General features: G+C 71.5%; 37 protein-coding genes and 1 pseudogene. 15 read left to right on the forward strand and 23 right to left on the reverse strand.

From position 1 onward, the window contains the following. Positions 1 to 186: 186 nt before the first annotated feature. A pseudogene (locus ACGFIG_RS09135) lies at positions 187 to 636 on the forward strand (SRPBCC family protein); the annotation flags it as partial. A 403-nt stretch (positions 637 to 1,039) separates the two neighbouring features. On the opposite strand, the gene ACGFIG_RS09140 reads toward ACGFIG_RS09135, so the two are convergent. Next, positions 1,040 to 1,444: a VOC family protein gene (locus ACGFIG_RS09140; RefSeq protein WP_393000780.1), complete on the reverse strand. Its 405-nt coding sequence runs from the start codon at positions 1,442 to 1,444 to the stop codon at positions 1,040 to 1,042. Between the two features lie 75 nt (positions 1,445 to 1,519). Next, complete coding sequence (locus tag ACGFIG_RS09145; RefSeq protein WP_393000782.1) at positions 1,520 to 2,065, reverse strand: DUF4240 domain-containing protein; 546 nt, start codon at positions 2,063 to 2,065, stop codon at positions 1,520 to 1,522. Positions 2,066 to 2,172: 107 nt separating this feature from the next. Here ACGFIG_RS09145 and ACGFIG_RS09150 point away from each other — a divergent pair, with 107 nt between their 5' ends. After that, the gene (locus ACGFIG_RS09150; protein ID WP_393000784.1) at positions 2,173 to 2,637 is read left to right on the forward strand and encodes a hypothetical protein; all 465 of its coding nucleotides are present in this window, start codon (positions 2,173 to 2,175) and stop codon (positions 2,635 to 2,637) included. 277 nt (positions 2,638 to 2,914) lie between these two features. On the opposite strand, the gene ACGFIG_RS09155 is transcribed toward ACGFIG_RS09150, so the two are convergent. From ACGFIG_RS09155 to ACGFIG_RS09170, 4 genes are all read right to left on the reverse strand, one after another. After that, positions 2,915 to 3,196, reverse strand: coding sequence for a hypothetical protein (locus tag ACGFIG_RS09155; protein ID WP_393000786.1), 282 nt, complete (start codon positions 3,194 to 3,196; stop codon positions 2,915 to 2,917). Positions 3,197 to 3,268: 72 nt separating this feature from the next. Next, entirely contained in the window at positions 3,269 to 3,604 is a 336-nt protein-coding gene (locus ACGFIG_RS09160; protein WP_393000788.1) for a hypothetical protein, read from the reverse strand. Positions 3,605 to 3,821: 217 nt separating this feature from the next. Then, complete coding sequence (locus ACGFIG_RS09165; RefSeq protein WP_393000790.1) at positions 3,822 to 4,229, reverse strand: GntR family transcriptional regulator; 408 nt, start codon at positions 4,227 to 4,229, stop codon at positions 3,822 to 3,824. Between the two features lie 52 nt (positions 4,230 to 4,281). Continuing rightward, on the reverse strand, positions 4,282 to 4,515 hold the full coding sequence (locus tag ACGFIG_RS09170; RefSeq protein ID WP_393000792.1) for a winged helix-turn-helix domain-containing protein: 234 nt from the start codon (positions 4,513 to 4,515) through the stop codon (positions 4,282 to 4,284). A 212-nt stretch (positions 4,516 to 4,727) separates the two neighbouring features. On the opposite strand from ACGFIG_RS09170, the gene ACGFIG_RS09175 reads away from it, so the two are divergent. Further along, positions 4,728 to 4,940, forward strand: a complete 213-nt coding sequence (locus tag ACGFIG_RS09175; protein ID WP_393000794.1) for a hypothetical protein — start codon at positions 4,728 to 4,730, stop codon at positions 4,938 to 4,940. Next, entirely contained in the window at positions 4,937 to 5,221 is a 285-nt protein-coding gene (locus tag ACGFIG_RS09180) for a hypothetical protein (protein WP_393000796.1), read from the forward strand. Before ACGFIG_RS09175 ends, ACGFIG_RS09180 begins: the two co-directional genes overlap by 4 nt. 51 nt (positions 5,222 to 5,272) lie before the next feature. Here the strand turns inward: ACGFIG_RS09180 and ACGFIG_RS09185 are convergent, their stop codons facing one another. Next, a complete protein-coding gene (locus ACGFIG_RS09185) occupies positions 5,273 to 5,485 on the reverse strand; it encodes a helix-turn-helix domain-containing protein (protein WP_393000798.1) in 213 nt (70 codons plus the stop codon). 149 nt (positions 5,486 to 5,634) lie between these two features. Between ACGFIG_RS09185 and ACGFIG_RS09190 the strand changes: the two genes are divergently transcribed. From ACGFIG_RS09190 to ACGFIG_RS09230, 9 genes are all read left to right on the forward strand, one after another. Beyond that, a complete protein-coding gene (locus ACGFIG_RS09190) occupies positions 5,635 to 6,927 on the forward strand; it encodes a hypothetical protein (RefSeq protein WP_393000800.1) in 1,293 nt (430 codons plus the stop codon). 10 nt (positions 6,928 to 6,937) lie between these two features. Next, positions 6,938 to 7,144, forward strand: a complete 207-nt coding sequence (locus ACGFIG_RS09195; RefSeq protein ID WP_393000802.1) for a hypothetical protein — start codon at positions 6,938 to 6,940, stop codon at positions 7,142 to 7,144. Positions 7,145 to 7,146: 2 nt separating this feature from the next. Then, complete coding sequence (locus tag ACGFIG_RS09200) at positions 7,147 to 7,389, forward strand: hypothetical protein (RefSeq protein WP_393000804.1); 243 nt, start codon at positions 7,147 to 7,149, stop codon at positions 7,387 to 7,389. Positions 7,390 to 7,458: 69 nt separating this feature from the next. Next, positions 7,459 to 7,638: a hypothetical protein gene (locus ACGFIG_RS09205; protein WP_393000806.1), complete on the forward strand. Its 180-nt coding sequence runs from the start codon at positions 7,459 to 7,461 to the stop codon at positions 7,636 to 7,638. Positions 7,639 to 7,781: 143 nt separating this feature from the next. Further along, the gene (locus ACGFIG_RS09210) at positions 7,782 to 8,111 is read left to right on the forward strand and encodes a hypothetical protein (protein ID WP_393000808.1); all 330 of its coding nucleotides are present in this window, start codon (positions 7,782 to 7,784) and stop codon (positions 8,109 to 8,111) included. Positions 8,112 to 8,125: 14 nt separating this feature from the next. Further along, on the forward strand, positions 8,126 to 8,605 hold the full coding sequence (locus tag ACGFIG_RS09215; RefSeq protein ID WP_393000810.1) for a hypothetical protein: 480 nt from the start codon (positions 8,126 to 8,128) through the stop codon (positions 8,603 to 8,605). 4 nt (positions 8,606 to 8,609) lie between these two features. After that, positions 8,610 to 9,686, forward strand: a complete 1,077-nt coding sequence (locus tag ACGFIG_RS09220) for a hypothetical protein (RefSeq protein WP_393000812.1) — start codon at positions 8,610 to 8,612, stop codon at positions 9,684 to 9,686. Positions 9,687 to 9,763: 77 nt separating this feature from the next. Continuing rightward, positions 9,764 to 11,707, forward strand: coding sequence for a hypothetical protein (locus tag ACGFIG_RS09225; protein ID WP_393000814.1), 1,944 nt, complete (start codon positions 9,764 to 9,766; stop codon positions 11,705 to 11,707). 103 nt (positions 11,708 to 11,810) lie between these two features. Beyond that, positions 11,811 to 12,260 carry a hypothetical protein gene (locus ACGFIG_RS09230; protein ID WP_393000816.1) on the forward strand — a complete coding sequence of 150 codons (450 nt, stop codon included), beginning with the start codon at positions 11,811 to 11,813 and terminating at the stop codon, positions 12,258 to 12,260. Positions 12,261 to 12,393: 133 nt separating this feature from the next. Here ACGFIG_RS09230 and ACGFIG_RS09235 read toward each other — a convergent pair whose 3' ends face one another. From ACGFIG_RS09235 to ACGFIG_RS09245, 3 genes are read right to left on the reverse strand one after another with little or no spacing between them, the layout of a single operon-like run. After that, complete coding sequence (locus tag ACGFIG_RS09235) at positions 12,394 to 12,582, reverse strand: hypothetical protein (protein WP_393001399.1); 189 nt, start codon at positions 12,580 to 12,582, stop codon at positions 12,394 to 12,396. 56 nt (positions 12,583 to 12,638) lie between these two features. Further along, positions 12,639 to 12,935 (reverse strand): holin, encoded by a 297-nt coding sequence (locus tag ACGFIG_RS09240; RefSeq protein WP_393000818.1) that lies wholly within the window; start codon positions 12,933 to 12,935, stop codon positions 12,639 to 12,641. After that, positions 12,932 to 13,165 carry a hypothetical protein gene (locus ACGFIG_RS09245; protein WP_393000820.1) on the reverse strand — a complete coding sequence of 78 codons (234 nt, stop codon included), beginning with the start codon at positions 13,163 to 13,165 and terminating at the stop codon, positions 12,932 to 12,934. Before ACGFIG_RS09245 ends, ACGFIG_RS09240 begins: the two co-directional genes overlap by 4 nt. A gap of 27 nt (positions 13,166 to 13,192) precedes the next feature. Here ACGFIG_RS09245 and ACGFIG_RS09250 point away from each other — a divergent pair, with 27 nt between their 5' ends. Next, positions 13,193 to 13,450, forward strand: a complete 258-nt coding sequence (locus ACGFIG_RS09250) for a hypothetical protein (RefSeq protein WP_393000822.1) — start codon at positions 13,193 to 13,195, stop codon at positions 13,448 to 13,450. Between the two features lies 1 nt (position 13,451). Here the strand turns inward: ACGFIG_RS09250 and ACGFIG_RS09255 are convergent, their stop codons facing one another. From ACGFIG_RS09255 to ACGFIG_RS09275, 5 genes are read right to left on the reverse strand one after another with little or no spacing between them, the layout of a single operon-like run. Beyond that, complete coding sequence (locus ACGFIG_RS09255) at positions 13,452 to 13,760, reverse strand: hypothetical protein (RefSeq protein WP_393000824.1); 309 nt, start codon at positions 13,758 to 13,760, stop codon at positions 13,452 to 13,454. Further along, positions 13,757 to 13,957 (reverse strand): hypothetical protein, encoded by a 201-nt coding sequence (locus tag ACGFIG_RS09260; protein WP_393000826.1) that lies wholly within the window; start codon positions 13,955 to 13,957, stop codon positions 13,757 to 13,759. Before ACGFIG_RS09260 ends, ACGFIG_RS09255 begins: the two co-directional genes overlap by 4 nt. Continuing rightward, positions 13,941 to 14,228, reverse strand: a complete 288-nt coding sequence (locus ACGFIG_RS09265) for a hypothetical protein (RefSeq protein ID WP_393000828.1) — start codon at positions 14,226 to 14,228, stop codon at positions 13,941 to 13,943. The genes ACGFIG_RS09260 and ACGFIG_RS09265 overlap by 17 nt, the downstream gene beginning before the upstream one ends. 3 nt (positions 14,229 to 14,231) lie before the next feature. Beyond that, on the reverse strand, positions 14,232 to 15,014 hold the full coding sequence (locus ACGFIG_RS09270; RefSeq protein ID WP_393000830.1) for a peptidoglycan-binding protein: 783 nt from the start codon (positions 15,012 to 15,014) through the stop codon (positions 14,232 to 14,234). Beyond that, a complete protein-coding gene (locus ACGFIG_RS09275) occupies positions 15,014 to 15,670 on the reverse strand; it encodes an SGNH/GDSL hydrolase family protein (protein ID WP_393000832.1) in 657 nt (218 codons plus the stop codon). Before ACGFIG_RS09275 ends, ACGFIG_RS09270 begins: the two co-directional genes overlap by 1 nt. Before the next feature lie 125 nt (positions 15,671 to 15,795). Between ACGFIG_RS09275 and ACGFIG_RS09280 the strand changes: the two genes are divergently transcribed. Further along, entirely contained in the window at positions 15,796 to 15,954 is a 159-nt protein-coding gene (locus tag ACGFIG_RS09280; RefSeq protein WP_393000834.1) for a hypothetical protein, read from the forward strand. 4 nt (positions 15,955 to 15,958) lie between these two features. Here the strand turns inward: ACGFIG_RS09280 and ACGFIG_RS09285 are convergent, their stop codons facing one another. The 8 genes from ACGFIG_RS09285 to ACGFIG_RS09320 are packed head-to-tail and all read right to left on the reverse strand — an operon-like array spanning position 15,959 to position 23,804. Beyond that, the gene (locus tag ACGFIG_RS09285; RefSeq protein WP_393000836.1) at positions 15,959 to 17,599 is read right to left on the reverse strand and encodes a hypothetical protein; all 1,641 of its coding nucleotides are present in this window, start codon (positions 17,597 to 17,599) and stop codon (positions 15,959 to 15,961) included. Then, positions 17,596 to 19,446: a hypothetical protein gene (locus ACGFIG_RS09290; protein ID WP_393000838.1), complete on the reverse strand. Its 1,851-nt coding sequence runs from the start codon at positions 19,444 to 19,446 to the stop codon at positions 17,596 to 17,598. Before ACGFIG_RS09290 ends, ACGFIG_RS09285 begins: the two co-directional genes overlap by 4 nt. 3 nt (positions 19,447 to 19,449) lie before the next feature. Continuing rightward, a complete protein-coding gene (locus ACGFIG_RS09295; RefSeq protein ID WP_393000840.1) occupies positions 19,450 to 21,570 on the reverse strand; it encodes a hypothetical protein in 2,121 nt (706 codons plus the stop codon). A 3-nt stretch (positions 21,571 to 21,573) separates the two neighbouring features. Continuing rightward, positions 21,574 to 21,744, reverse strand: a complete 171-nt coding sequence (locus ACGFIG_RS09300; protein WP_393000842.1) for a hypothetical protein — start codon at positions 21,742 to 21,744, stop codon at positions 21,574 to 21,576. Further along, positions 21,741 to 22,097 (reverse strand): hypothetical protein, encoded by a 357-nt coding sequence (locus tag ACGFIG_RS09305; protein WP_393000844.1) that lies wholly within the window; start codon positions 22,095 to 22,097, stop codon positions 21,741 to 21,743. Before ACGFIG_RS09305 ends, ACGFIG_RS09300 begins: the two co-directional genes overlap by 4 nt. A 2-nt stretch (positions 22,098 to 22,099) precedes the next feature. Further along, positions 22,100 to 22,612, reverse strand: a complete 513-nt coding sequence (locus tag ACGFIG_RS09310; protein ID WP_393000846.1) for a hypothetical protein — start codon at positions 22,610 to 22,612, stop codon at positions 22,100 to 22,102. Then, positions 22,612 to 23,604, reverse strand: a complete 993-nt coding sequence (locus tag ACGFIG_RS09315) for a phage tail tube protein (RefSeq protein ID WP_393000848.1) — start codon at positions 23,602 to 23,604, stop codon at positions 22,612 to 22,614. The genes ACGFIG_RS09310 and ACGFIG_RS09315 overlap by 1 nt, the downstream gene beginning before the upstream one ends. Beyond that, the gene (locus ACGFIG_RS09320) at positions 23,604 to 23,804 is read right to left on the reverse strand and encodes a hypothetical protein (protein ID WP_393000850.1); all 201 of its coding nucleotides are present in this window, start codon (positions 23,802 to 23,804) and stop codon (positions 23,604 to 23,606) included. Before ACGFIG_RS09320 ends, ACGFIG_RS09315 begins: the two co-directional genes overlap by 1 nt. Positions 23,805 to 23,811: the final 7 nt, after the last annotated feature.

The following is a 23,811-nucleotide window of genomic DNA, read 5'->3' on the forward strand; positions in this document are numbered from 1 at the left end:
TCCGGTCCCGGACGGCAGCCGGTTCCGCTCCGCCCGCCGCCGGCCGATCGCCCGGATCGCCGCTGTCCGAAGTGGCGCCTCGGCAGGTCGGGCGATTGAGCGTCCACGACGGGGGTAGGAGTTCGATTGACGAGGACGGCTCTTGACACCGAACGGAGCGGTTCGACCTGACGAGGAGGATTGCCGATGACCACGAAGGTCGAGAAGTCCATCGAAGTACAGGTTCCGGTCAGCACCGCGTACAACCAGTGGACGCAGTTCGAGGAGTTCCCCCGCTTCATGGGGGGCGTGCGTGAGGTGCGCCAGCTCGACGACAGGCGGATGCACTGGGTCGCCGAGATCGCCGGCGTCCAGCGCGAGTGGGACGCCAAGGTCCTGGAGCAGGTGCCCGACCAGAAGGTGGCCTGGGCGGCCACCGAGGGCGTCACCAACGCCGGCGCGGTCTACTTCCAGCCCGTCGGCCCCGACCGCACCATGGTCCGGCTGCACCTGGAGTACGAGCCCGAGGGCCTGGTCGAGAAGGCCGGCGACAAGCTCAACATCATCGAGCGGCAGGCCGAATCCGACCTGCGCAAGTTCAAGACGTACATCGAGGAGCGCGGCGTCGAGACCGGCGCCTGGCGCGGCAGGGTCGACAGCGGCGTCGGGGTCGGCACCCCGGGCGTCGAGCACGCGGCGGCCACGCGCGGCGACAGCGGCAGCGCCGGGGTGTCCGGTAAGGCCGTGGCGGCGGGCGCCGCCGTGGCCGGGGCGGCAGCGGCCGGAGCCGCCACGGCCGCCAAGCGCCGCTCCGACGCCGACGACCGGCCGACCACCACCGTCACCCCCGACACGGAGTACGTGGTGACCGAGACCGAGGTCGTCCCGGGGCCCGGCAGCGCCGGCTACCCGCACCGCACCCTCTGATCTCTCGTACGCCTGCCCTGTCGACGGACGGTCCGGGTCATCACGACCCGGGCCGTCCGTGTCCTGCTCGGTCGCGGCTCGGTGGCGTCGGCGCGACTCGGCGAGCAGCGCACGCTCGGCGCGGTGGGCGGCGTCAGCGCGATTCGGCGAGCACCGTCCAGAGGTGGCCGTCCGGGTCGGCGAAGGTGCCCGTGTAGCCCCACGGCTGCGGGCCCGGCTCGACGACGACCTGCGCGCCTGCGGCCCGGGCCCGCCCGACCAGCTCGTCGACCTCGGCCGGCGTCGCGGCCGGGAGGCTGACGACGCACTCGCTCTGCCCGCGCCCGGCCACCTCGTGGTCGCCGATCACCCAGCCGAAGCCGCCGGTGGGCACCAGCATGACGCGGAGACCGTCGTTGAGGGCGTACTGCAGGGGCTCGGGAACGCCGTCCTCGGCCGGCTCGCCGACGGCCTCCAGCCCGAGCCCCTCCGAGTAGAAGCGGTACGAGGTCGGACGATCGGCGATCGGCAGGGCGACGACGACGGGCGCGTACTGCATGAGGCTCCTCAGGTTGGCGATCACGGTAGGTGTGCGGGTCGTCGCGGGCCCACACCCGGCAGCGGCGCGCGGGCGTCAGGCGCTCCAGCCGGCCGGATTGGTGCAGGACTCCCGGGAGATGCCCGAGCCGGTCTCCGGCCAGCCGCCGAAGCGCTTGTCGTGCAGGCGGGCGAAGAAGTAACACATGGCCTCGCACTCCCCGTCCGGGACGGCCACTGCGGGATTCGCGCTGACCGCCTCGTAGAACTCGCGCCCGAGAGCGACGACGAAGCCGCGGCAGTAGAGGAAACCGTCGTCGGAGCCGTCGGTCACCTCGTGCACGTCGGCCCGGTCGATGTCGTGCAGCTTGCGCTCGACCACCCGGTCCAGGTCGGTCAGCTCCGCACTGGACAGTTCGGCGGTGAGCTGCCGGAGGCTGTCGAGGAACGGATCGAGCCACGGGTCGAGGGCGTAACGGCCGTCGTCATCGTCGTCGGACTCCGGATCACGGGTCAGCAGCGCCCGGCGCAGCGCGGCAGGCTCGGGGCCGAGCCGCTCCCAGGCGGACTCGACGAGCGCCCAGAAGCGGGCCTCGTCCTCGGCGCTCGGCAGCTTGCCGACGCCACTCGTCAGATCGGTCACGGCGGCAGCGTAACGACCACGGCCGACATCCTCGCCCGTCCGTTCCGGCCGGCCGGGCTGCCCGGCGCCGTCGCGGCCGTACGGGACCCTGGGGCAGACTTGGCCCCGTGCGACCCCAGCCGCTCATCCGCAAGGTGCGTTTCGAGATCCGACCATGGGACGACGGTCCGGACCCGGCACGCGAGTTGTTGCCGTACGTCGACGAGGTGAGCCTGGTGGAGCTGGTTTCGGGCTACGAGCACGCCGCCGGTCACGATGTGCCCGGCCAGTACGCCGGGCTCGTTCTCGACCGCTTCGCCTTCGGCGACCTGACCACCTACCTCAGCGGCCGGCCGGACTCCGCCCACCGGGCCGGGAGCGGCACGATCGCCCTGCTCGGTTGTGACTGCGGCGAGGTCGGCTGCTGGCCGCTGAACGCCCAGGTGGTCGCCGCTGACGACGTGGTGACGTGGCGTGGCTTCGTCCAGCCCTACCGCCCCGGGCGCGACTACGCGGACTTCGGTCCCTTCGTGTTCCGCCGCGACCAGTACGAGCGAGCCGTCCGCGAGGCCGTCACCGCGTCCGCTCGTTGACGAGGGCACCACCGGGGGCGGCGCGGTCGATGTCTGAAAACGGCGAAGCCCAGGTCTCTGACCTGGGCTTCTTCACCGAGCCGCCTGACGGAATCGAACCGTCGACCTACGCATTACGAGTTGATCGGTCTGGCCGCTCAAGGTGCAACATGGCTGATCATGTCGCCACCCTCCCCCTGCCAGGAGCGCTATTGCCAACTATGGCAAATCATGTTCACTTCCGATACTGCAACCTACCGGTGCAACCCTACGGTTAGCGGCCTCGCGGGTTCGAGCCCTACTCGGGCTCGCCGAGTTCGGGATTGAACGCGTCCTGGGCGGCGTCGCCGTATCCCCGGTAGTAGGCGTCGCGGGGTGCGGCGGCCACGGCGGTGGTGACGGCGCGGACGCTGCCGACGGCGACCTGGCGCAGGGTCACGACGATCGCGGCGACGGTGGCGGCACCAGCTATGGCCAGGGCGGTGACGCGCCAGTGGCTGGGTAGCACAGCAATGGCCAGCCACGCGGCGACAGCGATAACGGTCAGGGCGGTGGCGAAGGCGGTGTTGCGGGTGTGCACTGGGTCAGCTCCGTTCGGGCGGTGCGGGGCGTGCCGGCGGCGTGCCCGCGGTGAGAGCGGGCAGGGGGCCGGTCAGGCAGGGCGCGTGTCGACGCCGCCCAGGTGGTCGTCGGGCAGGTGCGCGCGGGGCCGCAGGTGCGCGAGGCGAGACACCGCAGGCGCCGTCCAACCGGTGGACAGGACGCCGTCGAGCACGCTTGTACCGTCGGCGTGACAGGGCGGCTTGACGGTGAGGCCCGCCGGGTCTGCTGCGGGGGCCGGGTATGGCAGCTCGCGGTCGCAGTCACCCGCCGTGTCGGTGGCGGCCGGCGGGGCTGCCGGCACCAGGGTGGGGCCGCCGGGCACTGCTGCGGCGATGACCAGGACGCAGGCCACGATGGTGTGGATGATGGCGCGTGTTGGTGGCACGCGAGCCTCCCCCCGGTGGCTCCGGCTGATCCCACCAACGGGACCAGGAAGGGGATCATACTGGCGCAGTTGAGTAGTTGGCGCATCAGCAGTGAGTAGGCTACCGGCCAGTAGCGGCCGGATTGGCGCAAGTTGATACGCATTCACATTCACATAATGCAAATTGCGGATGGCGGGACCGCCGATGCCACCTACGCCGAGCGGCAGAGATCGGCGATCATGAGGTGGTGAGGTCGACCCGATCGGCCGGGTACCGCCCCCGCTCCCGGCCACCCACGACCACGACGAACAGCGGCACACCCTCCGGCATGTCGTGCTCGGCGCGTTCCTCCGCCGTCGGCATCCTCGACGAGATGCGGGCGCCACGCGGCACCGCCACCGACCGGCGCTCCACCCGGGCGCGCACCCGGATCCCCACACCCCGCTCCACGTCGACCAGGCCCTCAGCGCGCAGCGCCGTGATGGCTGCCTGCACGGTTGCCTTGCCCACCCCGTAGTCGTAGCCGATGCGGGCCTGCGCGGGCAGCAGCGTGCCGGCCGGCCACTCCCCGCCAGCGATGCGGGTACGCAGGTCGGCCGCGAGCTGCCGGTGCAGAGGCACCCCGGAGTGCGGGTCGAGGGTCACGGCCCGGACGCTATGGACGCTCGTCCGGACCACCGGTTTGCCGGTTGACCGGCTAACCGGTGCTCTCTGTTCGCCCGCGGACGTACATGCCGCGGCCCTGCCACGTCTCGATCAGCCCGGACTCCTCGAGCACGCGGATCGCGTACTTCACGGGTGTGGGTGACACCTGGTACTGCTCGCACAGTTCGGCGATCGTGGGCAGACGGTCACCCGGCTTGAGCTGCCCAGTCTCGATCGCGGTGCGGATGTTGCTGATGATCTCCCGGTAGACGGGCGTACGGGGCATGGTCGGCTCCGGTCTCGTTGGCACCCTTGAGCCTGCCACCGTCGGTGACACACTGTGTGTCCTCGGTTGACTTGGTGTACCAAGAGTCCTAGCGTCGAAGCCTGGCCGTCTCGTTGGCACGTGCGGCCTCGCCGGGCGGGGGCTGGCTGGTCCCCCCGTGACCCACCACCTCCCGCCCGGCGCCCATCTCCCCCGTGAGGAGACCTCCGGCGATGGTCGAGCGCTTCACCGACGGCGAGCAGCTCCCGCCCGCGTACCCGGTCGTCGACGGCCGGCCAGCCACCCCGGACGGGGACCGCGTACCACAGCCCTCACCGCCCCCGCTCCCGCTCTCGCCCCGCGAACTCTGGCGCGCCAGGATCGTCGCCGTCCTGGCCGCCGCGGTGGTCGTGGCCGCCATCGTCCTCGGCGAGGTGCTCCGGTGATCCTCCAGCCCGGCATGGTGCTGCACATCGGCGAGGCGTGCTCGGTGCAGTTCGCCGGCACCCGGGCGCTGCGGCTGCGCCTGGTGTCCGTTGGCGACCGGCCGACGTATCCGGGTTGGGTGTGGCTGACGGGCTACGTGCTCGACGCGCGCGGTGAGGCGACGGCGAAGCGGGAGTTGTACGTGCAGCGGGCCGGCCTGCGGGTGGTGTCGGCGCCGCCGGCGGTGGCCCGTCCTCGAGCGCGGCGCCCCGCGCCGGTTCGGGTGCCCGCCGGCCGCTGACGCAGCGAAGCGCCCCCACCCGGGATGGGTGGGGGCGCTGTCGTGTCTGGGTTACTGGCCTTCGGCCCGGCGGCGGAGGAAGTCGTCCACCGCGCTGCGCTTCACCATCCGGTAGCCGCCGCGCTCGGTCCGGTACCACCCGTCGCCCTGGGCGCCGAACTCTCCGGCGTCGATCATCCGCCGCAGTGTGGCGGCGCTGTCGGGGTATCCGGCGGCGCGGAAGGCGTCGGCGACCTGCTGGACGGTGAGCCACTCGGATGCCACGTCTGCCCTCTCTGCCAGTCCTCGCAACCCTGGCGAGTCTCTCGATGATCGCAGACGGGGAGGTGGGTGCGCAGTAGCGGTGGGTGGCGACATGCCGTGAAGGCTATCAACCTTTGCAGGATTATCAACCTTGTGTCATGCTGGCCGGCATGAAGCTGCCCGAGTGGGCCGGCGACCTCGCCGACCTCGCCCAGACGTACGCCCAGCCCGTGCTGTTCGGTGCTGGCGCCTTCGCTGCCGCCCTCGGCCTGCTGCTGATCTGGCGGTTCTTCCGCACCGGCCAGGCCCACACCCGGGTCGGCTCCCTCGCCGTCGTCCTCGCCACCGCCTTCGCCGCCGAGGGCATGTGGGAGGTGGCACGCGGGCCGCTCGGCCTGTCGCCGCTGATGGCCCTCGGCCTGTTCGGCATGTTCGAGGTCGTCATGGTGGCCCAGGGCCTGCTCGCCAAGCACAAGCTGGCCCAGAACCCGCCCGGCGACGTCCGCCGGCACATGAACTTCGTGTGGGCGGTCGCCGCCGGCAGCGGCATCGTGGCCTCCAGCGCGTCCGGCTCGCTGCCCGAGTTCCTGCTGCGCCTGTTCGCTCCGGCCGTCGGCGCCGGGATCTGGTGGATGGGCATCACCGCCGACAAGCCGGCCGGCGCGGTGCAGCCGACGAGCTGGATCTGGACGCCCCGACGCATCGGCATCCGCCTCGGCCTCGTGAAGCCCGGCCAGCAGGACCTGGTGAAGGTCGACCGGGACCAGCGCATCGACGCGATCACGGTCACCGCGCACCGCCTGCACCACGGCTCGAAGCGGCTGTCCGCGCTGCGGAAGGCGAAGCTGCGCCGGCTTGCGCTCCAGGCCGACGACGCGATGGTCGCGGAGGCTCAGCGACGGGTCGCGCGGGTGAACCGCATCGAGAAGCTGACGAGCCCCGACGCGGTGGCCATGGATGAGCCGTCGGACGAAGAGCGGCGGCTCATGGATGAGCTGAAGCTCGTGATGAACCAGGCCACGACGAGGCTCCGCGCGGAGCACGCCCAGGCGTTCGGGTTCCGCCCGTCGACTGAGCCGCTGTGGTCGAACGGTCTGGTGCAGATGCCGGCTCACCTCGCGGCTCGGATCACGCCGCCGGCTGAGCCGGTCCGTGAGTCGCGTTCTGCGCCGCGTCGTGAGCCGGTCCGTGAGTCGGTCACCGACTCACCCGCTGAGCCGGTCACCGACTCACCGAAGACCAGCGCGGCGGCTCACGCCCCGGCTCGCCGAACGGTCAGCGCGACCGTCCGTGAGCCGGCTCAGAAGACCGACGACCGGCGACTCACTCAGGCGTACGCCCGACTCACCAAGCGGCTCGACCGTGAGCCGTCGGGCGCCGAGCTGGCTGAGGCGGCGGGCGTCAGCAAGGCCACCGCGAACCGCTGGAAGAGCAACCGGGCCAAGGCCCAGAAGGAGAGCTGACGTGTTCCGGATGAGCAAGCGCATCCGCAGCGCCCGGTTCCGGCTCCGGGTGCGCCGCGACACCCTGGCGACCGTCACCGCCCGCGACGGCTACGGGTCCGCCGCCTGGCGGCACGCCCACCAGGAAGCCGTCGAGGCGAAGCGGGCGCTGCCCTGGTGGCTGCGCCTCGACATCGACCTGACCGAGCGGGCCGCGAAGACCACGAAGGAGAACTGATCATGGCTGCGCAGTGGTGGTCGTGGGCGCTGACCCTCATCGGACTCACCGGATGGTGGCTCACCGGCCGCCGGCTCTGGCAGGGCTGGGCCGTCAGCCTCGCCGTCCAGGCCCTCTGGCTCGCGTACGCCCTCGTCACCGGCCAGCACGGCTTCATCGTTGCCGCCCTGGCCTACGGGGCGATGGCCACCCACAACCTGCGCCGCTGGCGGCGCACCGACCCGCCCCGAACCGCCACCAAGTAGACCGCGGGGCCCGGCCCCACCTCCTACAGCCGGACCGGGCCCCGCCTCCCAGAGAAGGAGAGACCCATCATGCAGTACGCCGACACCGACATTGACCTGGCCCTCGACGAGCCGTCCACCAGCTCGGGGCGCCGCCACAGCAAGGGCGACACGAGCCTGAGCGGTCTGCTGCTCCCGTACACGGTGATCCTGGCGCTCGCCGGCCTGCTCGCCGGGTTCCTCGGCGCGATCTCGGGAGACCTCCTGTGACCGTCACGCAGCGTGGAACTGCAACCTGCAATGCAGGATCGACGGCCCTGCCCGCTGAGCGCGAAACGGCCCGGAACGGGGCCGAGATCCTGCAACCTGCAATCACCGACGGTGACGGTCGGGCGCGTGACACGGCAGCGTGGATGGCCCAGTTCGGCGCCTACTTCACGCCTCCCCCGCTGCTGACGGAGCGGCGTCCGGCGCTCGACACGATGCGCGTGTACGCCACCCGGGGCCGCTACACGAGCGGCCTGCACGGCGCGGTGCGGGCTCTCGGTCTCGCCTACTACCGGGGCTGGGCCACGCCCAGCCTCGTCGCCGCCCGGACCTGGGAGTGGTTGACGGAGCGGCCGGCCCGGTTCGTGGTCGTCGCCGTCACCGTCAAGCTCCTCACCTTCCTGCCCCCGGTCGCCTGGCTGGTCGACCACCTCATCAAGCCCAGCGTCAACGCGGCGCTGTGGCTGTTCCTGTGAAGGGAGCCACCCTCGTGGCGAAGGGAACGAAGGGCGGCGTACGCGCTGTCCGCTCGAAGGGCGTCAAGGCGCTCGCCTGGGTGTCGCTAGGTGCGGCACTGGTCGGCGGACCGCTGGTCGCCGGCATGTTCATCGGTGACGCGATCGACACCGTACTGTCAGCCATCCCGTGGAACTGGATCCCGCCGGTCATCCTCGGCGTCCTGCTGGTGATGCTCATCCGGGATTTCGTCGTGGACTGGGAGCCCAACCGGCAGGCGATCTGGTCGCTGCTGCTGATGCCGTCGGTGGCGCGCGCCACGTTCGGGAAGCTCGGCGACCGGATCGGCGACTGGACCGGGGCTGCGCTGGACCTGGTGGCCGACCCGCTGCGTGAGTGGCTGGGCACCGGGTCGCCGATCGCGCTGGCCGTGTTCGTCGGCACGACGGCGATCCTGCTGGCGCAGCGGTCCATCAAGAGCAGCGGCAGCACCGCCGCGCCGGCTGGGGCGTGACGCCGTGCTTATCGACCTGGGGCTGATCTGGGTGATCGGCTGGATGCTGAAGACGGCCGTCGAGGACGTTACGCACGCCGTGAAGGGCACCACGAACCCGCGCTATGAGCTGAAGAAGGCGAAGGCGAAGGCGAAGGCGGCTGGCCAGGCACCCCCGCGGCAACCCCGCTACGGCGGCCGGGAGTGGTTCGCGGATCTGCTGTCGGATGGGTTGGAGGCGCAGACGCAGCGGCGTCGGGCGAAGGCCAAGGACAAGGCTCAGCCGGTCGACGACATGGTCGGCGTGGTGTCGGAGCCGGCGGCGCCCGCGCGGACCCGTCGTGGTCTCTGCCCCGTCTGCCTGATCACGGAACTGCCGGCGGAGGGCGGGCCGTGCCCGACCTGCACGTTCTGGAAGGAGGTCGACGAAGCGAATGAGCGCCGCGAGGCCGAGTGGAAGGCGGGGATGCGCCCGACCGGCGACTACGAGAGGCCGCCGTGCGTGCAGTGCCGTGCGGTGGACGCACAGCCTGGCTCGGTGAGATGCCCCGGCTGTGACCGGCGCGCGGAGGCGGAGGCCGACCGGGAGGACGACGAGCTGAACGCCGACGACGTGCTCGACACGCTTGCCGCCGCCGGCGGTGTGCGCCCGGAGTGCTCGTGGCACAACACGCCCATGCGGCAGGTCGACGGGCGCCTGGTGTGCCCGGCCTGCACCGTGCCGCCGCAGCCGGCGGCCACCGACGACCGCCCCGACGCCCGCATCTACCAGTTCCCCAACGTCAAGACCATCGAGAAGGAGATCACCATGTCGAACCCTGAGGCCACCGGCCTGCCCACCGCCATCGCGTTCGCCGAGGCCGCCGCTCAGGCACACGCCAGCTTCTCCACCGCCGGCTCGGAGGGCTACGCCGGGGCGCTGGAGCGGATGGGCTTCGGTGAGGGCATCACCGCTCTCGCTGGGCAGGCGCGCGAGCAGTCGACGATCGCCGCCGACAAGTGGAAGGAACTGGCGGAGGCGATGAACCAGTTCCAGGGCGGCCGAGAGTTCTACGCCAACAACCCGGACGCGCCGGAGAAGGTCGCTCTCGTCAACGAGTGAGCCCGGCTCCCGCCGTGCGGCGCAGGCTTCGGTCTGCGCCGCCGCGGTGGAAGCCGGGACACCCGAGGGAGAACCAGATGAGCATGACCGTCGAGGCGCCCGAGCAGGAGACGCCGATCGTTGAAGGGGGCCTGCGTCCGCAGCTCGCCCCGCACGCCGCTGTCGGCGCCCTGGTGGTGTCCGCCGCCGCCTGCCGCGCCGCCGTGCACCTGGTCGGCGACGAGCAGGTGGTGGCGACGTGGGTGGCGGGTGTGGCGTTCGTGGTGGCGGTGGTCGCGGCGATGCGGGTGCGGCGGCGGGTGTTCGACAAGCGGGCCCGCCGCCGCGCCTTCGCGTTCCTCACGGTGGCGGTGTCGTGGCTGGCGGGGGTGACCGTCGCGGGCTTGTCGCTGGGTGCGGTGGGGCTGCTGATGGCTGTCGGGTATGGGCTGTCGATGCACTGGTGGCGCACCCACCCGGTCGGGCTGATCCAGCCGAAGGTGTCGCGGTCGGAGTACCAGCGGCTGTGGTCGGAGAACGTGGGCTGCTCCGACGGAGCGCTGCCCGGCTCGCGGCTGACCAACCCGGAGCCCATCAAGGCGGGTGTGCGGTTCACCCTGCGGCTGAGGCACGGCAAGCAGCACCTCGGCATGGTCGACGACAAGATGAAGACCGTCCGCGGCGGCCTCAAGCTACAGCAGGACCAGCAGCTCATCGTCGAGCCGCATCCGACCGAGCCCGAGCCGACGGCCCTGGCGACGATCGTGACGAAGTCGCCGGTCAAGCAGACCGTTCTGTGGCCGGGCCCTGAGGCGTTCGACGCCGAGACCGGGCAGGTGCGCCTCGGTCCGTTCGTCGACGGCGAGGGCTGGGCGACGTGGCAGGTGTACACGGAGACCCGCCTGCTCGGCGGCTACCTCCAGGGCGGCACGAACGGCGGGAAGTCCCGCACGATGGAGATGCTGGCGCTGACCATCGCCGCGTCCCGGTCGCATCCGACGGTGATCCTGTACGCCGACGGGCAGGGCGGCGCGTCGTCGCCGCTGCTGATGGAGCACGCCGACGCCAAGGCCCGCACCCCGGAGCAGGCCCTCGCGATGCTGGAGGGCATGTACCTGGTGATGCAGTTGCGCCAGGACGAGAACGCCGTCATGGGGCTGCGGGGGTTCACGCCCACCGACGACCGGCCCGGACTGCTGGGTTTCCTCGACGAGTGCCACAAGCTGCTCGACAAGGTCAGCAACCCGCTGTACTGGGCGCGGACGCAGTTCCTGGTGATGTCCATCGCTTCCGAGGGCGGCAAGGTGGGGGTGGCGCTGGTGCTGGCGTCGCAGCAGTCGACGCTCGACGCGTTCGGTGGCGCCGGCAGCCCGTACCCGGAGAAGATCCGGGCGAACCTGCTGACCGGCAACGGGGCGATGTTCAAGGGCAAGGACGCGAACGCGAAGACGGTGTTCCAGGTCAACGTCGACCCGCGGACGTTCCCCGACATGCCGGGCTATGCGTTCTTGGTGAACCCGCGTCCGGGCGCCCGGTCGGCGCCGTTCCGCAGCTGCTACCTGACGGACGAGATGGCGAAGGAGTGGCCGAACCGCATCGTGTGGCGGTCGCTGGATGTTGGTGCGGCGGCAGCGTGGGGTGACAGCTACCTGCGGCGGGCCGAGCTGGCGGATGAGGCGCTGGAGGCGGCGAAGCGGCGGATCGCTGCCCGCCGGTCGGGGGTGGTGGTGGAGGAGCCGATGGTGCCGGCGCAGCGTCCACCCGCCCCGGCCGAGGAGATCAGCTCGTTCGGTGGGTTGTCGTTCCCGTCGTGGTCGACGATGGTGGCGCAGGCCCAGCAGGAGGCGCAGATGGCGCTGAAGGAGGGACACGAGAAGGTGCTCGCCGCGATCCGGGCCGGGCACGTCAGCCCGAAGGCGATCCAGGACGCCACCAACTACTCGGAGCGGCAGGTCTACAACCTGCTCGCGGACCTGCGGGGAGCAGGGGTGGTGGCGAGGGCGGGTCACGGCGCGTATGAGGTGGTGCCGCAGGCAGCCTGAGCACGACGAAGCGCCCCCGCCGGCCGGAGCCGTGCGGGGGCGCTTTGCGTCGGCTACCCGACGGTGGGGCTCTGCTGTGGACGCACGCCGGTACGGTGCCCGGATGCGCCGAACCCACCTCCCCGCCGCGCTGCTCCTGGTCGCCGTCCTGGCCGGCTGCGGCAGCGACCCCGAGCCGGCCGCCGCCCCGGCTGCAGCCAGCGCGCCGGCTGCCCGCACCGTCACGGGAACCCTCATGCTCGACGACCCAGACGGCTACGCCTGGGGCGCCCAGACCGGCTGCCGCGGCAAGGGCGGCTACAGCGACATCGTCCCCGGTGCGCAGATCGTCGTAACCGACTCGACCGGCGCGACCGTGGGACTCGGGAAGTTGGGCGACGGGATCCTGGAAACCGCCCCGGGCGCTACCGTTCCCGACGGCTGCAAGTTCGTCTTCACCATCGCCGACGTGCCGACGGGCAAGGGCTTCTACGGCGTCAGCATCTCCGAGCGCGGCAAGGTGCAGTACCCGGAGGCCCAGCTGTTCGGGGTGCTCGCGCTGACCCTCGGCTGATCCCTGACACGACGAAACGGCCCCCGCCTCCCCACCAGGGGAGAGCGGGGGCCGCTGCACGTTGGTCGGTCCTGGCCGGGGTACCCGCCGGGCAGCACCGCGCCGACGATCCTACCGGGCGGGTGCGACCGGGTCAGGCCCAGCCGCCGGTCAGGAAGTGCACGGACAGCCAGGCCATGAAGGCGAGCAGGACGACACGTCGGAGCTGCGTCCACCCGGTGCGGGGCCGCTCCGGCTCACCAGGCTTGCGCCGCTGGGTGCCGAACCACGCCCACACGTGCTCGGAGAGCGTGTCGCCCGGCTTCGAGTTGAACAGGGCCATGCCCTCGACGACGAGGAAGTAGCCGGCCCAGCCCAGCCAGAGCCACGTCCAGGCGCTCACCGCAGGGAGGCAACCGGTGCCGGCGTCGGCTCAGCGGGCCGGTCGTTGACCAGCGACGGCGAGCCGGCCGGTCCGGCGGTCTTCCCGGCGACCACCGACGCGGCGACCGAGGTGACGGCCGCGCCGGCGGCGAGCGTCAGGGCGTCCCGCCAGCCGAGCGGGCGGACGTTGACGCCGATCGCGTCACCGACGCCCGGCACGCCGAGGGCGGCGACGAACGTCCACGTCGCGGCGCGGCCGGCGCGCTCGACGGCACCGGCCCAGAACTGGCGGGTGGCGAGGTAAGGCTTCACCGCGCCTCCCGGGCATTGTCGAGGGCGGCCCGGACGAAGCAGTCCTTGGCCTCCAGCAGCTTGCGGAGCCCGGCGGTCAGCTCGGGGCCGTCGGGCAGCGTGCCAATCATCTGCTCCGCCAGGTCGTGGCACGGCTTGCTCACGGCCTGGAGGTGCTGGGGCAGGTGGTCGTACGCGAAGTAGCGGGCGATACCGGTGGTGCCCGGATGCCTGCCATCGAGGTGCTGCACGGTGTACCTCCTGGGTACGGTCGTTGGATGGCCGGTATCCCGCAGGTGCGTGAGTCGGCCTGGCTGTGCGCGCCGGACGACCCGGAGATGCGCCTGGCCCACGTGAGGCTGGAAGAGCGCATGGACGGGTCCGGCTGGGATTTGTATCTCTCCGACCCGGCGTCGGCCCGGTCGCAGCACGTGCGGTGGCCGGACGAGGCCGGGGCGCGCGCCGAGCTGGAGCGGGTGTACGCGGAAGGTCGCGAGCGGGGCGTGTGGCGGGTACGCCGCCACGGCGGGTACTGAGCTACCGGCGGCCGGCACGCTCCCGGTCGTCGTGCTGGGCGCGGTGCAGCAGCACCGAACGCCACACCACCTGGCCCACCAGCCAGGCGAACGCCAGCAGGGTGATCTCGTCTCGGCCCGGATAGTCCGGCCACAGCCGCGCCGTCAGGATCAGCGCGAACAGCAGCCCCAGCGTCGCGGTGAACTGCATCAGGTGCCGACCCGCCGGGGAACGCCACCAGTCCCCGGCCGTGGTCACCTGGTACGCCACCACGAAGTACAGGCAGGCCAGCGCGCCCACCCCTGCCAGCACCGTGCCGGCCATTCTCATCTCGACCCCCGTAGTGCTTCTGTGATCATCGGGCCGAAGTGGTTCTTCCGCCGCAGCTCCCGCAGCTTCCGCGCGATCTCATCCACCGGCTCGTCGTCGGCAACCGCCGCGGCGAGCTCCTCTTGCGCCGCCTCCAGCCGCTCCCGCGCCTCCACGGTCTCCGGCGACGCGGACCTTCGTCTACGTCTCCAGATCATGGCGGCCAGCCTCCCGAGCGAGCGACTGAAGCAGCTGCACGGTCAGGTCCGACTGGGCGAGCAACTTCGTCGTCTGCTCGTCCCGTACCCGCACCTGCTCGTCGCGTACCGTCAGCGTCTGCCGCAGGTTGGCGATCTGGTCGTCCTTGTCCTTGATCCGGTCCTCGTGCACGGACCGGGCGATGAGCCGGCCGGTGAGCACCAGGCCCACGACGAAGAGCAGGACCCCGACTGGCCCGCCAGTGCCGAGCAGCGCCGGAGGAATCTCCACGGGCTACCCCTGCTGCCGGAGTCTCGCCGCCAGCTCGTTGACGACTTGGTCGACGGTGGCGCCTCCGGGTGGGCCCGTCGGCCCCTGGGGGCCCGGCTCACCCTGCGGGCCGGCCTGCCCGGCGAAGCGCTTCGCCAGCGCGATCTGCATCCGCCCGAAGTGGATGCCCCGGTACTCCGTGCCGTCCCCGCCGATGTGCCGCTTGACGGCGTCGGCAGTGGCAGCTCCGTAACCGCCGTCGACCTTCAGGTCGGCGCCCAGCGCATTCAGCGCCGTTTGGAGCGCGACCACGTTCTCCCCGTTGTCGCCTCGCTTGCAGAACATCTGCGCGATCCCTCCCTGTCCGATCTGCCAGTCCCGCGAGTCGTCTGCCGCCGCAGTGCGCACCGTGCTCACGTGGATGTGGGTGTCGTGCGGATCCGACCCCGAGTAGTCGTCCCACTCCCAGCCGCGGCCCGGCCCGGTGATCCGCCCGTTCGAGATCACGTAGGCGATGCGCGGGTCACGGCTGAGCCGCAGCTGCTCGGCCACGGCGTGCGCGTCCAGGCCCAGGGCGGGCGCGTGCGGGAAGTCCCGCGCGCACACCACCGCCGTCTTGCCGAGCGCCTCGTAGAAGTGCGGGTAGTGGTCGGAGGTGGTGCTGTGCGCCGAGTCGGCGATGCTGCCCCACGACACTGCCGGGGTTGCCGGCGGCACAGCCCGCGGGGACGCCGCGCGGATCTGCTCGTTGAGGCGATCCAGCGACCGGACCACCCGCCACGGCTGCCCCTTGCGCCAGGTCGCCATCACAGACCCAGCCGGCGAACGACCTCTTGCCGGAGCAGCTCGTTGCGGGCGTTCATGCCGGTCGTGTTGGTGTGCACCCCGTCGGACAGGTACGCCGGCACCCTGGACGGCTTGGCGCTGAGGTACCTCTCCCAGATGCTCACGGACAGGTTGTCGTGCCGGCCCGCCGCCTCCCACAGGATCCCGTTAACCCAGCCGGAGTTGCGCTGGTCGGCGTACTGGATGTAGTCGGCCTTCAACCAGCGGGCGATGTGCACCTCGACCCACACCACCGGAACCGACGGGCCGACGATCTGCATCACCCGGTCGATCTGCGCGGCCAGGTGCGGCGGGCCCTGCGTCGCCGGCCCGAAGATGTCGTTGGTGCCCGACGCCATCACCAGCACGCGCGGCGGACCGTAGGTGGCCACCCAGTCGGCAAGGACGTCCACCGTCGGCGCCGTCGGCCGCCCCGACCAGCCGTTGGTGGCGGTGACCAGTCCGTGCGAGGCGTGGATGTCGACCGCGAAGTCGTTCCAGCCGGCCACGGTCAGGCTGTCGCCGAGCAACCACACGTCAGCCTCGTCGATCCGCGACGGCGCGGAGATGGCCTTGCTGCCGGCCGTCCAGTCTCCGAGGTCACCCGACCCGTACGCGCCCGGGCCCGTCGCCGGCACGCACCCGCAGTCTGCGCTCGCCGGAACGGCCAGACCGAGTGTCAGGAGCACGACAACCGCAGCCAATGCCTTGCGAACGTGAGGGATCATGGGCGATTCCTGTCTGTCTCGTGGGGGGACTACATATGCGATGGCTACGCCTGCTCGGCGCGGTCCTGCTTTTCGCCGCACTCGCTGGCGGCGTGATCTGGGCGACGGTCGACGACACGCCACCGCCGCCGATCCCGGGGCAGCACGGAGACCCCGGCGACCCGGGCAGCTACCCGCAGCCGGTGGTGTCGTAGCAGGTCAGCGACGTCGGCCGGGCTTGCGTCTCGCCAGTGCCGCCAGGGCGCGGGCCACGGACGGCGCGTACGAGTCGAGGTCGAGCGTCGCCTCAGCCCGAGAGGCGCTGTACGAGGTGGCGGCGATCTGGAACGTGGTCACCCCGTCGCGGGTGCTGGCGTTGAGGCTGTCCGGATACGGCTGGATGCCGCGTACCCGGATGAGCTGGCCGGGGCGGATCTCCCATGGCTGCACCATGCGGCCGGTCACCAGATCCCGTACCGGGCGCCGCACCACCAGCCGACCCGCGTTGACCGCGTAGCGGTGCTCGCTGAGGAACTGGTCGCCGGCCCGGATCGCGTTGGCCTCCGACGACTTCTCCTCGCCGAGGTCGAGGAACGCCGTGCGGCTGAACCCGGCGTCAGCCAGGTCCGGCACCAGGCTGGTCCGCAGCACCGACCGGTTCCGGCCCCGCGCGTCGCGGTAGCGCACCCGCACGGCGTTGTAGACCGTCGCCCCCGACGCCGGCGCATCAAGCCCGTCAAGGGCGTCCGCCTCGTACCGCACGGCGGTCGGCCAGGGCGTCCATTCGAAAGTGAACTTGCCGGTCGAGTTGGACTCCCAGACGTGCCACGTGTACGCCGGCTCGAACTCCAGCAGGTCGGCCAGCACCTGCGCCGGGGTTACGCCGTCGGGGTAGGCCAGCTGGTCGATCTGGTGCGGCGACGGGAAGATCAGCGCCCCGGCGCCGTCGATGGTGTCCGTCATGACCCGGCCCAGCAGGTCCGCCACCACCGTCGAGGCGAGGATCGTCTCGTCGGCGGAGCCGTACCCGGAGACCTTCTTGGTGCCGTCGGCGAGGTAGCGCACCCCGACGACCACGGGCGCGACGAACGCCGCCCAGAAGAAATCGTCGTTGACGGTGAACGCCGTGGCCGTGTTCCACCTGAGCCGGAACAGCGGGGTGGTCTGGCCCGCCGGCCAGTTCGCACCCATCGACCTCGTCGAGGGCCCACCGCCCGAGGTAGACGGCATGTCCGAGCGGTACACCACCCCGTTGCCCATCAGGAACTCGATGATGAAGCTGTTCGGCGAGCTGATGCCGGAGTCCCAGGTGTAGTTGACGACCGCGCACTCCTGACCGGCATCCGCCAGCGCCCAGTACACCGCCGTGACCGACTTGTTGACGGTCAGCTTGGTTCCGCTGGGGATGGTCAGGTAGAGGGTGTCGCGCTGCGTACCGCCGATCTCCTCGCCCCGTTCCACGGTGGCGGTGCGGATCTCCGACGCGGTGTCGTCACGCTTGAGCCACCCGTCGAGCCGCCGGTCGACGTAGATCAGCGGCAGGGTCGTCTCCGACAGATGCGCGGACCCGCCGACCGCCGCGAGCTGGTACACCTCCCCGCGGTCGCCGGCCGCGCGGCCCGGGTCCTGGACGCGGCCCTCCCATACGGTGTCGCCGGTGCGGGAGTCGTAGACGTAGAGGCGGGCGTACTGCCGCACCTCGGCCGGCGTGAAGGCCAGCGGCCGGTGTAGGGCGGTGGTGCACTGCGCGTACCCGCCCGGGCTGGTCGCGCCGAACGTCAGGTCGTCGATCTGGTCGGTGATGTGGATGTCGCGGGCGCTGGTCTTGAGCCGCACCGACAGCGGCACCGGCAGGCTCACGACGTCGCCGGCCGCAGGTAGAGCGGCCAATACGAGCCGGAGAGCACCGTGGTGGCCGTGACGTCGTCCCCGCCGGTTGCGCTGGTCCCGAGGTCGCGGGCGAAGAACACGCGGTTGGTGACGCCTGGCGACACCATGAGCCCACCCCCGGCGATCTCGATAGCCTGCGTCGACATGACCTGCCCGCTGGAGTTACGGGCGTAGGCCTGCGGCGCCGGCCCGCCCTCCAGCCAAAAGTCCGTCACCCCGGTCGCCGTCTCCGGCCACAGCACGTAGCTCGCCCGGTCGTCGGCCGGCCACAGCAGCAGCACGTCCACGTCGAGCGTCCCGGCACCCAGCACCCGGCGCGCGTCGACCGCCAGCGACACACCCTCGGTGGCCAGCTCCACGCCCGACGGGCCCCGGGTCGTCGGGTCGTAGCCGGACGGAACCTGGATCAGGCCCAGGTCCACGTAGTGGATGAGGGTGTTCTGCGGCAACCTGACATTGCTGTTGGAGATCAGGGCGTCGGCACCACCCCACCGCAGCCGCACGTCGATCGAGTCGCCCGCCGTGTTCTGGCGGACGCGCGCGAACACCCTGTACGTACCGCGAGCATCCACGCTCGCGGCGGCCGGGAACTTCGCCGTGGACAGCCGCTGCGTCAGCCCCGGCTGCGTGCTGAACGTGATCCGGGAGAAGTTGTTGCCCGAGCCCGACATCACCGCGCTGTTAGCCTGCGTCGTCGTGTCGGTGCCCTGCGTCATCGCCTCCGCCTGGAGCACCAGCGGCACCGCCGACGGCGTACCGCGCCGCCGCACCGCCAGCCCCGAGCGGCGTCGGCCCGCCCCCGCCACGCCGCTGGCCACGACCAGGTGCAGCGGCGTCGGCATGTCGCCCTTGATGCCGGTCACGTCCATGCACAGGCCGTTGGTTGCGCTGGCCGGGTCGTTGCTGACGACCAGGTGGTGGGCGATCGACACGTCATCGACATACAGCACGTCGGTGCTCGCCGGCGTGCCAGCCATCCGCGCCCGCAGCCGCGCCGACACCGCCCCCGCCGGAGCCACCGCCACCGTCTGGTACTGCGTCCACACGCCGGCCGGCACCGCGACGACCGAGCCCAGCGACGACGAGAGTAGGCTCCCGCCCGCATCCGACCAGTCGATCGTCGTGGACGCGCCCGCCGCCCAGCCCGTCGGCGAGTACATCCACGACGTGGCCACGTACGCCGCACCGGCCACCACCGGGATCGCCTCGGAGCGGGGAGCGGCCGGCGACACACCGCCGACCGGCGTGACCCGCAGCGAGTACGTGCCGGTGCGGGCGAACGTGCTGGACACGGCCACCGCCGCGTTCTGGCCCGTCCACCCACCGACGCTGCCCGACTCGAAGCTGGTGTCGGCGTTCAGCGCGCGGCCGATGGACTCCTCCAGGCCGACCGCGAACGGCTCGGCGAGGATCTCCACGTCCACGATCCGCAGCATCCCGCCGCCCGGCATCGGGGTGTCCCGGACGATCTCCGAGCGCAGCGTCCGGAAGAACACCGGCGCCGCCGTGCCCGGCTGCCACCGCAGCAGGTTGCGCGGCCGGTCCAGCTCCCGCACCAGCTCGTACATCCGGGTGGCCACCGCGTTGACGTTCGCGTCGACCAGCTCCAGACGCAGCCGGATGATCCGGTTCGCGTACGCGGCGGCCGGCACCTGCCCCCCGTCGTAGAGCAGCGACTGCGACTCGGCGCGCCGCAGCTCGGGCGGGGAAAAGTCAGAGCCGTCGTACGGCGCCGACCAGGTGACGTCGTCGTTGAGGTCGAGCCGGACCGTCGGCGACGACGAGATGCTGTCGACGAACTGGATCAGGTCAGGCACGTCTCATCCCATCCGCGAGTAGAGGTCCGCCGTGCGGGCCTGGTCGGTCCGTGCCACCGGCACCGTCTGCAACGCCCGCACGAACGCCCGGTACAGATCGTCCGGGCCGACACCTGCCGGAGCGGCCGGTGCCGCCGACGCGGTCGAGGCCGCCATGGCGCTGCGGGCGATGTCCTGCGACTGGCGAGAGTTCAGCACGTAGCCGTTGTCGGTGAACGTCACCAACTCGCGGCCGTTCTCACCCACCCAGAACGTCTGCCCGCGCGCCACCTGGCCGCCCGACGCCCGACCACCGACACCGTCTCCGATGCCGACGTTGCGGCCCTCCGACCGGGTCGTGACGGTGTTGTTGACGACCGTGACCACGACCCGCTTGGACTTGATCGCGGCGATGCGGCTGGCGACCGTCGATAGGTCGATCGGCGTCTGCCGGACCTTGACGTCCACGTCGGTCTTGCGCTTCTCGGGGATGCCGAAGAGCTGGTCGGCCAGGCGGTTGGCCTCGCCCGCCTCGACGCCCATCGCCTTGGCCGTCTCCAGGAACTTCTTCCGTCCCCGCTCGGTGGCCTGCGCGGCAAGGTCGTGCGACTGGGTGGTGGCGAAGATCTTCTCTGCGGCCGTCTGTGCCGCCGCCGCGATGCCCAGCAGTGCCTCGCGGTTCGCCCGCTGCTTGGGGATCTTCTCGTTGATGCCGTCGCCGTTGCGCTTCGCCGCCTCGGTGGCCCGGTCGATCGACTCCTCCAGGCGAATGTTGGCCTGCTCGGCGGAGATGTTCGCGTTCTGACCCTCGTTCTGGAGCTGGTTGGCGCGCTCCAGGTTGGCGATGAACTCCTCGATCGACTGGGTGGTGTTGCGGTAGCTGCCCGCGTTGTTGCCCAGCGCCGCGTTGACCTCGTCAAGCTTGGACCGGAACGTGCCGCTGGAGTCGGCGGCGGCGATCTCGGCGTCGTTCATGCCGGCCAGCTTCAACGTCGCGAAGTCCGCCGCCGTGGCCGTGCCAGTCACCGCCGCCCGGTACGCCTCCGCCTCCTTCGACCCAGCAGCGAAGCCGTCCGCCGTCAGGTCGAGCTGCCAGCCGAAGTTCTCCATCGCGCCACCGGAGGACACCCAGTCCTCCAGCCAGAACCGGCCCCGGTCGATGGCGGTGTCAACCTCATCCGACCACCGCTTCACCGCCGCAGCGGCGTGCAGCACACCGGTCACGGTGCCGATGAAATTCCTGGTGGCCGTGTTCAGGTCGTCGACGGCGGACGCGCCCGCGTCAGCATCCTCCGCGACCGTCGAGAACGCCTCACCGGCGGCGTCGCCCACCCCGTCGAGAGTGGCGGACAGCGACGCCACCACCGGATCGGCCTTGTCGACAGCATCAGCGATACCCGCCACGAGCCGCTGCGAGCCCGACACCGCACCCGCGACGAGAGGCTCCATCAGCCGCGCCGACCCGAAGATGCGGGTGAGGTCGGCACCCATGTCGGTCCAGCCGGCCCGCACGTCGTCGATCGCGTCGAGCATCTCCGGCACGAACGCCGACGACCGCTTCTCCAGGTCACCGAGCAGGAACGCGCCGAGGTCCGCCCCGGCCGCCTTCACCCGCTGGTCACGGGCGGCAAGGATCGCACCCCCGACCACACCCACACCGGCGGCACCGCCGACCAGGGCGGCACCGATCCCGGCACCCAGGGTGGGGGCCATCGCCGCAGCCAGGGCGGCACCGGCCACCGCACCACCGGACCCGACCGGGATCCGCGCCAGCAGCGGGCCGATACGGGCGCCGAACGACGTGGAGAACTCGACCGCCGACTCCTCGCCGGCCCGATCCATGTCCGGCAGCAGGTCACGTACCCGGGTCAGCTTCCGCAGCTCGGCCTGCTGCTTACGCAGGTCGCCGAACAGTTGCTTGTCGCCGGTGCGGTCGATCTCGGCAGCGAGCTGGCGGACGTTGGCCTCAACCTGCTCGATGTCGGCGGCCAGACCCCGGTACTGGTCACCAGCACCATCGGCCTTGTCGCCGGCGTCTTCGATCTGGTCGCCAGCGCGCTCGGCGGCGTTGCCGACGTCGCGGAACGCCTTCGACCCGCCGACGTCCTTGCCCACGACGTCGAACTGGACCTTCTCCGTGGCCACGACTCACCCCCGCCCGCTGGTCTTCTCGAACGAAATCGGCCCTCGGTTGGCCTCCCACCACAGCAGGTGGTCGCGGATCTGCTCCAGGCTGAGCCGCCGCAGCTCGTGTGGAGGGACGCGGCCCTCGAAGGTGAAGAACGGGCCCACGGCGGCGAGCAGCCCGCCGACGCTCATGCCTCGGAGGAATCCCCCGAGGGGCCAGCCGGGGGGCGCGCGGCGTCCTCCTGCACGAACGTCGCGCGCAGCAGACGCGGCTGGAACTCGCCGTAGCGCGTCGAGCAGCCCGCAGCCCGGGCCGCGAGGAACACCGCCGCCCGGCGGGCGAACATCAGCGGCGACAGCCGCGGCTCCAGGTAGCCCAGCAGCCCGATGAGCGCCAGGTCCATGTCCCGCTCCAGCGCATCCAGGTCGCCGGCCGGCATGTCCTTGAGCGCCTCCAGGTCGAGCACCAGCTCCTCCGGCAGGGGCTCTTCGGCGCCGTACTGCTTGCGGTCCTCGTCGTCGAGGCGCACCCGGATGATCGTCATGCTCACGCTCCTGTGATCTTGTTGAGGACGCGGTCCACGGCCGCCTCGATCTCCCGACGCACCTCGGGCCGGCCCGCCAACATCGGCTTCGTCACGAAGCCGGGCGTCACGGCCTGCGTCACCCACGGGTTGAGCCGCGACGTCGCCCGATGCTTGGCATGGCGCTTCAGGGGTCGGGTACGGCCGAACACCGGGTGCTTCAGCCGGCCGGCCTCCAAGGTGGCGACCTGCCGCGAGTTGCCCTTCGCGCCCTTCGCCGTCACCGTGATCTTCACCGTGACCTGCGACCCGCCGGTACTCGTCGACGTCGTCATGCGCAGCGACGGCACCAACTCGGCCGCGTACCGGTCCGGCAGGTACGCCGGAGCGTCCTGCCGCACCGCTTCCTTCAGCTCCGGCACCGCATCGAGGATGCCCTTGCGCAGCTCCCGGACCAGGTCCTTGCGGTCGGCGGCACCCTGAAGCCGGCGAGCCACCAGGTGGAACCGCTCGGCGCCGTGCACCTGCACCGACATCAGAGCGTCGTGTCCGCCGACACGTACTCGATCGTGACGGGCGCGTGGGTGCCGTCGTGCTGCGCGACGAACGGGAACGACGTGGACACCTCGGCGGGGCCGCTGGCGTTCGGGGTGTCACCGTTGAAGAACACCATCGGCAACCTGACCCGGAACGTCTCGTTGTAGCTCGGCGCGATCTCCGGCCCCACGAACTCCCACACGAGGCTGACCGGGGTGTCCGCGGCGAACCGGTCGGCGAAGTCCGCCTTGTTGAGGAAGTCGGCCTGGATGGTCCCGGAGATGCCGGTCCACCCGTTGAGGACGCCCTGCGAGCGGAGGCCGCCGTTGCCCATGTACGGGCCGCCGTCGTGGCGGGGCCGCTCGATGGTCACGCTCATCGACCGGACGCCGTCTACGGCCGTCTCAGCCCCGTACGTGCCCGCCAGCAGCGTCGCCTGCCCGAAGTGGAACTCGCCCAGGCCCGTCGGGTACGACGGGGCGGCGAGGGTCTGCGCCTCGGACACGTCGCGGGCGGTCACCTGCCAGGTGGCCGCCAGGTTGCCGTTGACCTCGCAGCTGAACTCGGCGCTGGCGATCTGGCAGCCCAGGTACGTGTACGGGCGCACCGTCCCGCCCAGGTCCGGCACACCCGCCTGCATCGTGTAGTGCTTGCCGATCGGGTCGGCCAGGGCGTGCGTCTGGAGGTACGCGGCCGTCGCGCCCTGCTGCACCGGGGCGACAGTGCCGCCCAGCAGGCCGTTGAGCAGCAGCCCCATGCCGCGCGAGTAGACGCCCGTCGACAGCGACCCCGACGCGCCCCGGGTGGTCACGTACCGGCGGGAGCCCGGCTGCACCATCCGGCCGGCCGCCATGCCGCCGCCCTGGTAGGTCTGCTTCTGCTTCGTCAGCGACGCCGTGGCTTCGAGCCACCTCGTCGGGGCGACGTACGTGCCGTAGGTGACCTCGGGCGCCATGCCGAAGCTGGAGCCGAGGCCCGAACCGATCGCCATCAGCCCTGCTCCTCACCGCTCGACGGGGCCGCCCTGTCGAGCTTCTCGACGACCTTCTTGGTCTCCTTGTCCTGGGCGGCCGTCCAGCCGGCCTCCAGGTAGTTCGGCAGGTCCCCGTCGGGCACCTCTACGATCTCGCCCGGGTCGACCTCACGGCCGATCCACGGCACCGTGCGCCGTTCGCCGAATGGCTGCTTCACCCTCGCC

The organism is Micromonospora sp. NPDC049048 (assembly GCF_043197615.1).
GTDB lineage: Bacteria > Actinomycetota > Actinomycetes > Mycobacteriales > Micromonosporaceae > Micromonospora.

What these genes read in the sequence shown, in the direction of transcription:
- ACGFIG_RS09140 (WP_393000780.1), bottom strand. Translation starts at nt 1,444, where the DNA reads ATGCAGTACGCGCCCGTCGTCGTCGCCCTGCCGATCGCCGATCGTCCG.
- ACGFIG_RS09170 (WP_393000792.1), bottom strand. Translation starts at nt 4,515, where the DNA reads ATGCCCCGTACGCCCGTCTACCGGGAGATCATCAGCAACATCCGCACC.
- ACGFIG_RS09175 (WP_393000794.1), top strand. Translation starts at nt 4,728, where the DNA reads ATGGTCGAGCGCTTCACCGACGGCGAGCAGCTCCCGCCCGCGTACCCG.
- ACGFIG_RS09190 (WP_393000800.1), top strand. Translation starts at nt 5,635, where the DNA reads ATGAAGCTGCCCGAGTGGGCCGGCGACCTCGCCGACCTCGCCCAGACG.
- ACGFIG_RS09195 (WP_393000802.1), top strand. Translation starts at nt 6,938, where the DNA reads ATGAGCAAGCGCATCCGCAGCGCCCGGTTCCGGCTCCGGGTGCGCCGC.
- ACGFIG_RS09200 (WP_393000804.1), top strand. Translation starts at nt 7,147, where the DNA reads ATGGCTGCGCAGTGGTGGTCGTGGGCGCTGACCCTCATCGGACTCACC.
- ACGFIG_RS09205 (WP_393000806.1), top strand. Translation starts at nt 7,459, where the DNA reads ATGCAGTACGCCGACACCGACATTGACCTGGCCCTCGACGAGCCGTCC.
- ACGFIG_RS09210 (WP_393000808.1), top strand. Translation starts at nt 7,782, where the DNA reads ATGGCCCAGTTCGGCGCCTACTTCACGCCTCCCCCGCTGCTGACGGAG.
- ACGFIG_RS09225 (WP_393000814.1), top strand. Translation starts at nt 9,764, where the DNA reads ATGAGCATGACCGTCGAGGCGCCCGAGCAGGAGACGCCGATCGTTGAA.
- ACGFIG_RS09230 (WP_393000816.1), top strand. Translation starts at nt 11,811, where the DNA reads ATGCGCCGAACCCACCTCCCCGCCGCGCTGCTCCTGGTCGCCGTCCTG.
- ACGFIG_RS09235 (WP_393001399.1), bottom strand. Translation starts at nt 12,582, where the DNA reads ATGGCCCTGTTCAACTCGAAGCCGGGCGACACGCTCTCCGAGCACGTG.
- ACGFIG_RS09250 (WP_393000822.1), top strand. Translation starts at nt 13,193, where the DNA reads ATGGCCGGTATCCCGCAGGTGCGTGAGTCGGCCTGGCTGTGCGCGCCG.
- ACGFIG_RS09255 (WP_393000824.1), bottom strand. Translation starts at nt 13,760, where the DNA reads ATGAGAATGGCCGGCACGGTGCTGGCAGGGGTGGGCGCGCTGGCCTGC.
- ACGFIG_RS09260 (WP_393000826.1), bottom strand. Translation starts at nt 13,957, where the DNA reads ATGATCTGGAGACGTAGACGAAGGTCCGCGTCGCCGGAGACCGTGGAG.
- ACGFIG_RS09270 (WP_393000830.1), bottom strand. Translation starts at nt 15,014, where the DNA reads ATGGCGACCTGGCGCAAGGGGCAGCCGTGGCGGGTGGTCCGGTCGCTG.
- ACGFIG_RS09280 (WP_393000834.1), top strand. Translation starts at nt 15,796, where the DNA reads ATGCGATGGCTACGCCTGCTCGGCGCGGTCCTGCTTTTCGCCGCACTC.
- ACGFIG_RS09300 (WP_393000842.1), bottom strand. Translation starts at nt 21,744, where the DNA reads ATGAGCGTCGGCGGGCTGCTCGCCGCCGTGGGCCCGTTCTTCACCTTC.
- ACGFIG_RS09305 (WP_393000844.1), bottom strand. Translation starts at nt 22,097, where the DNA reads ATGACGATCATCCGGGTGCGCCTCGACGACGAGGACCGCAAGCAGTAC.
- ACGFIG_RS09310 (WP_393000846.1), bottom strand. Translation starts at nt 22,612, where the DNA reads ATGTCGGTGCAGGTGCACGGCGCCGAGCGGTTCCACCTGGTGGCTCGC.
- ACGFIG_RS09315 (WP_393000848.1), bottom strand. Translation starts at nt 23,604, where the DNA reads ATGGCGATCGGTTCGGGCCTCGGCTCCAGCTTCGGCATGGCGCCCGAG.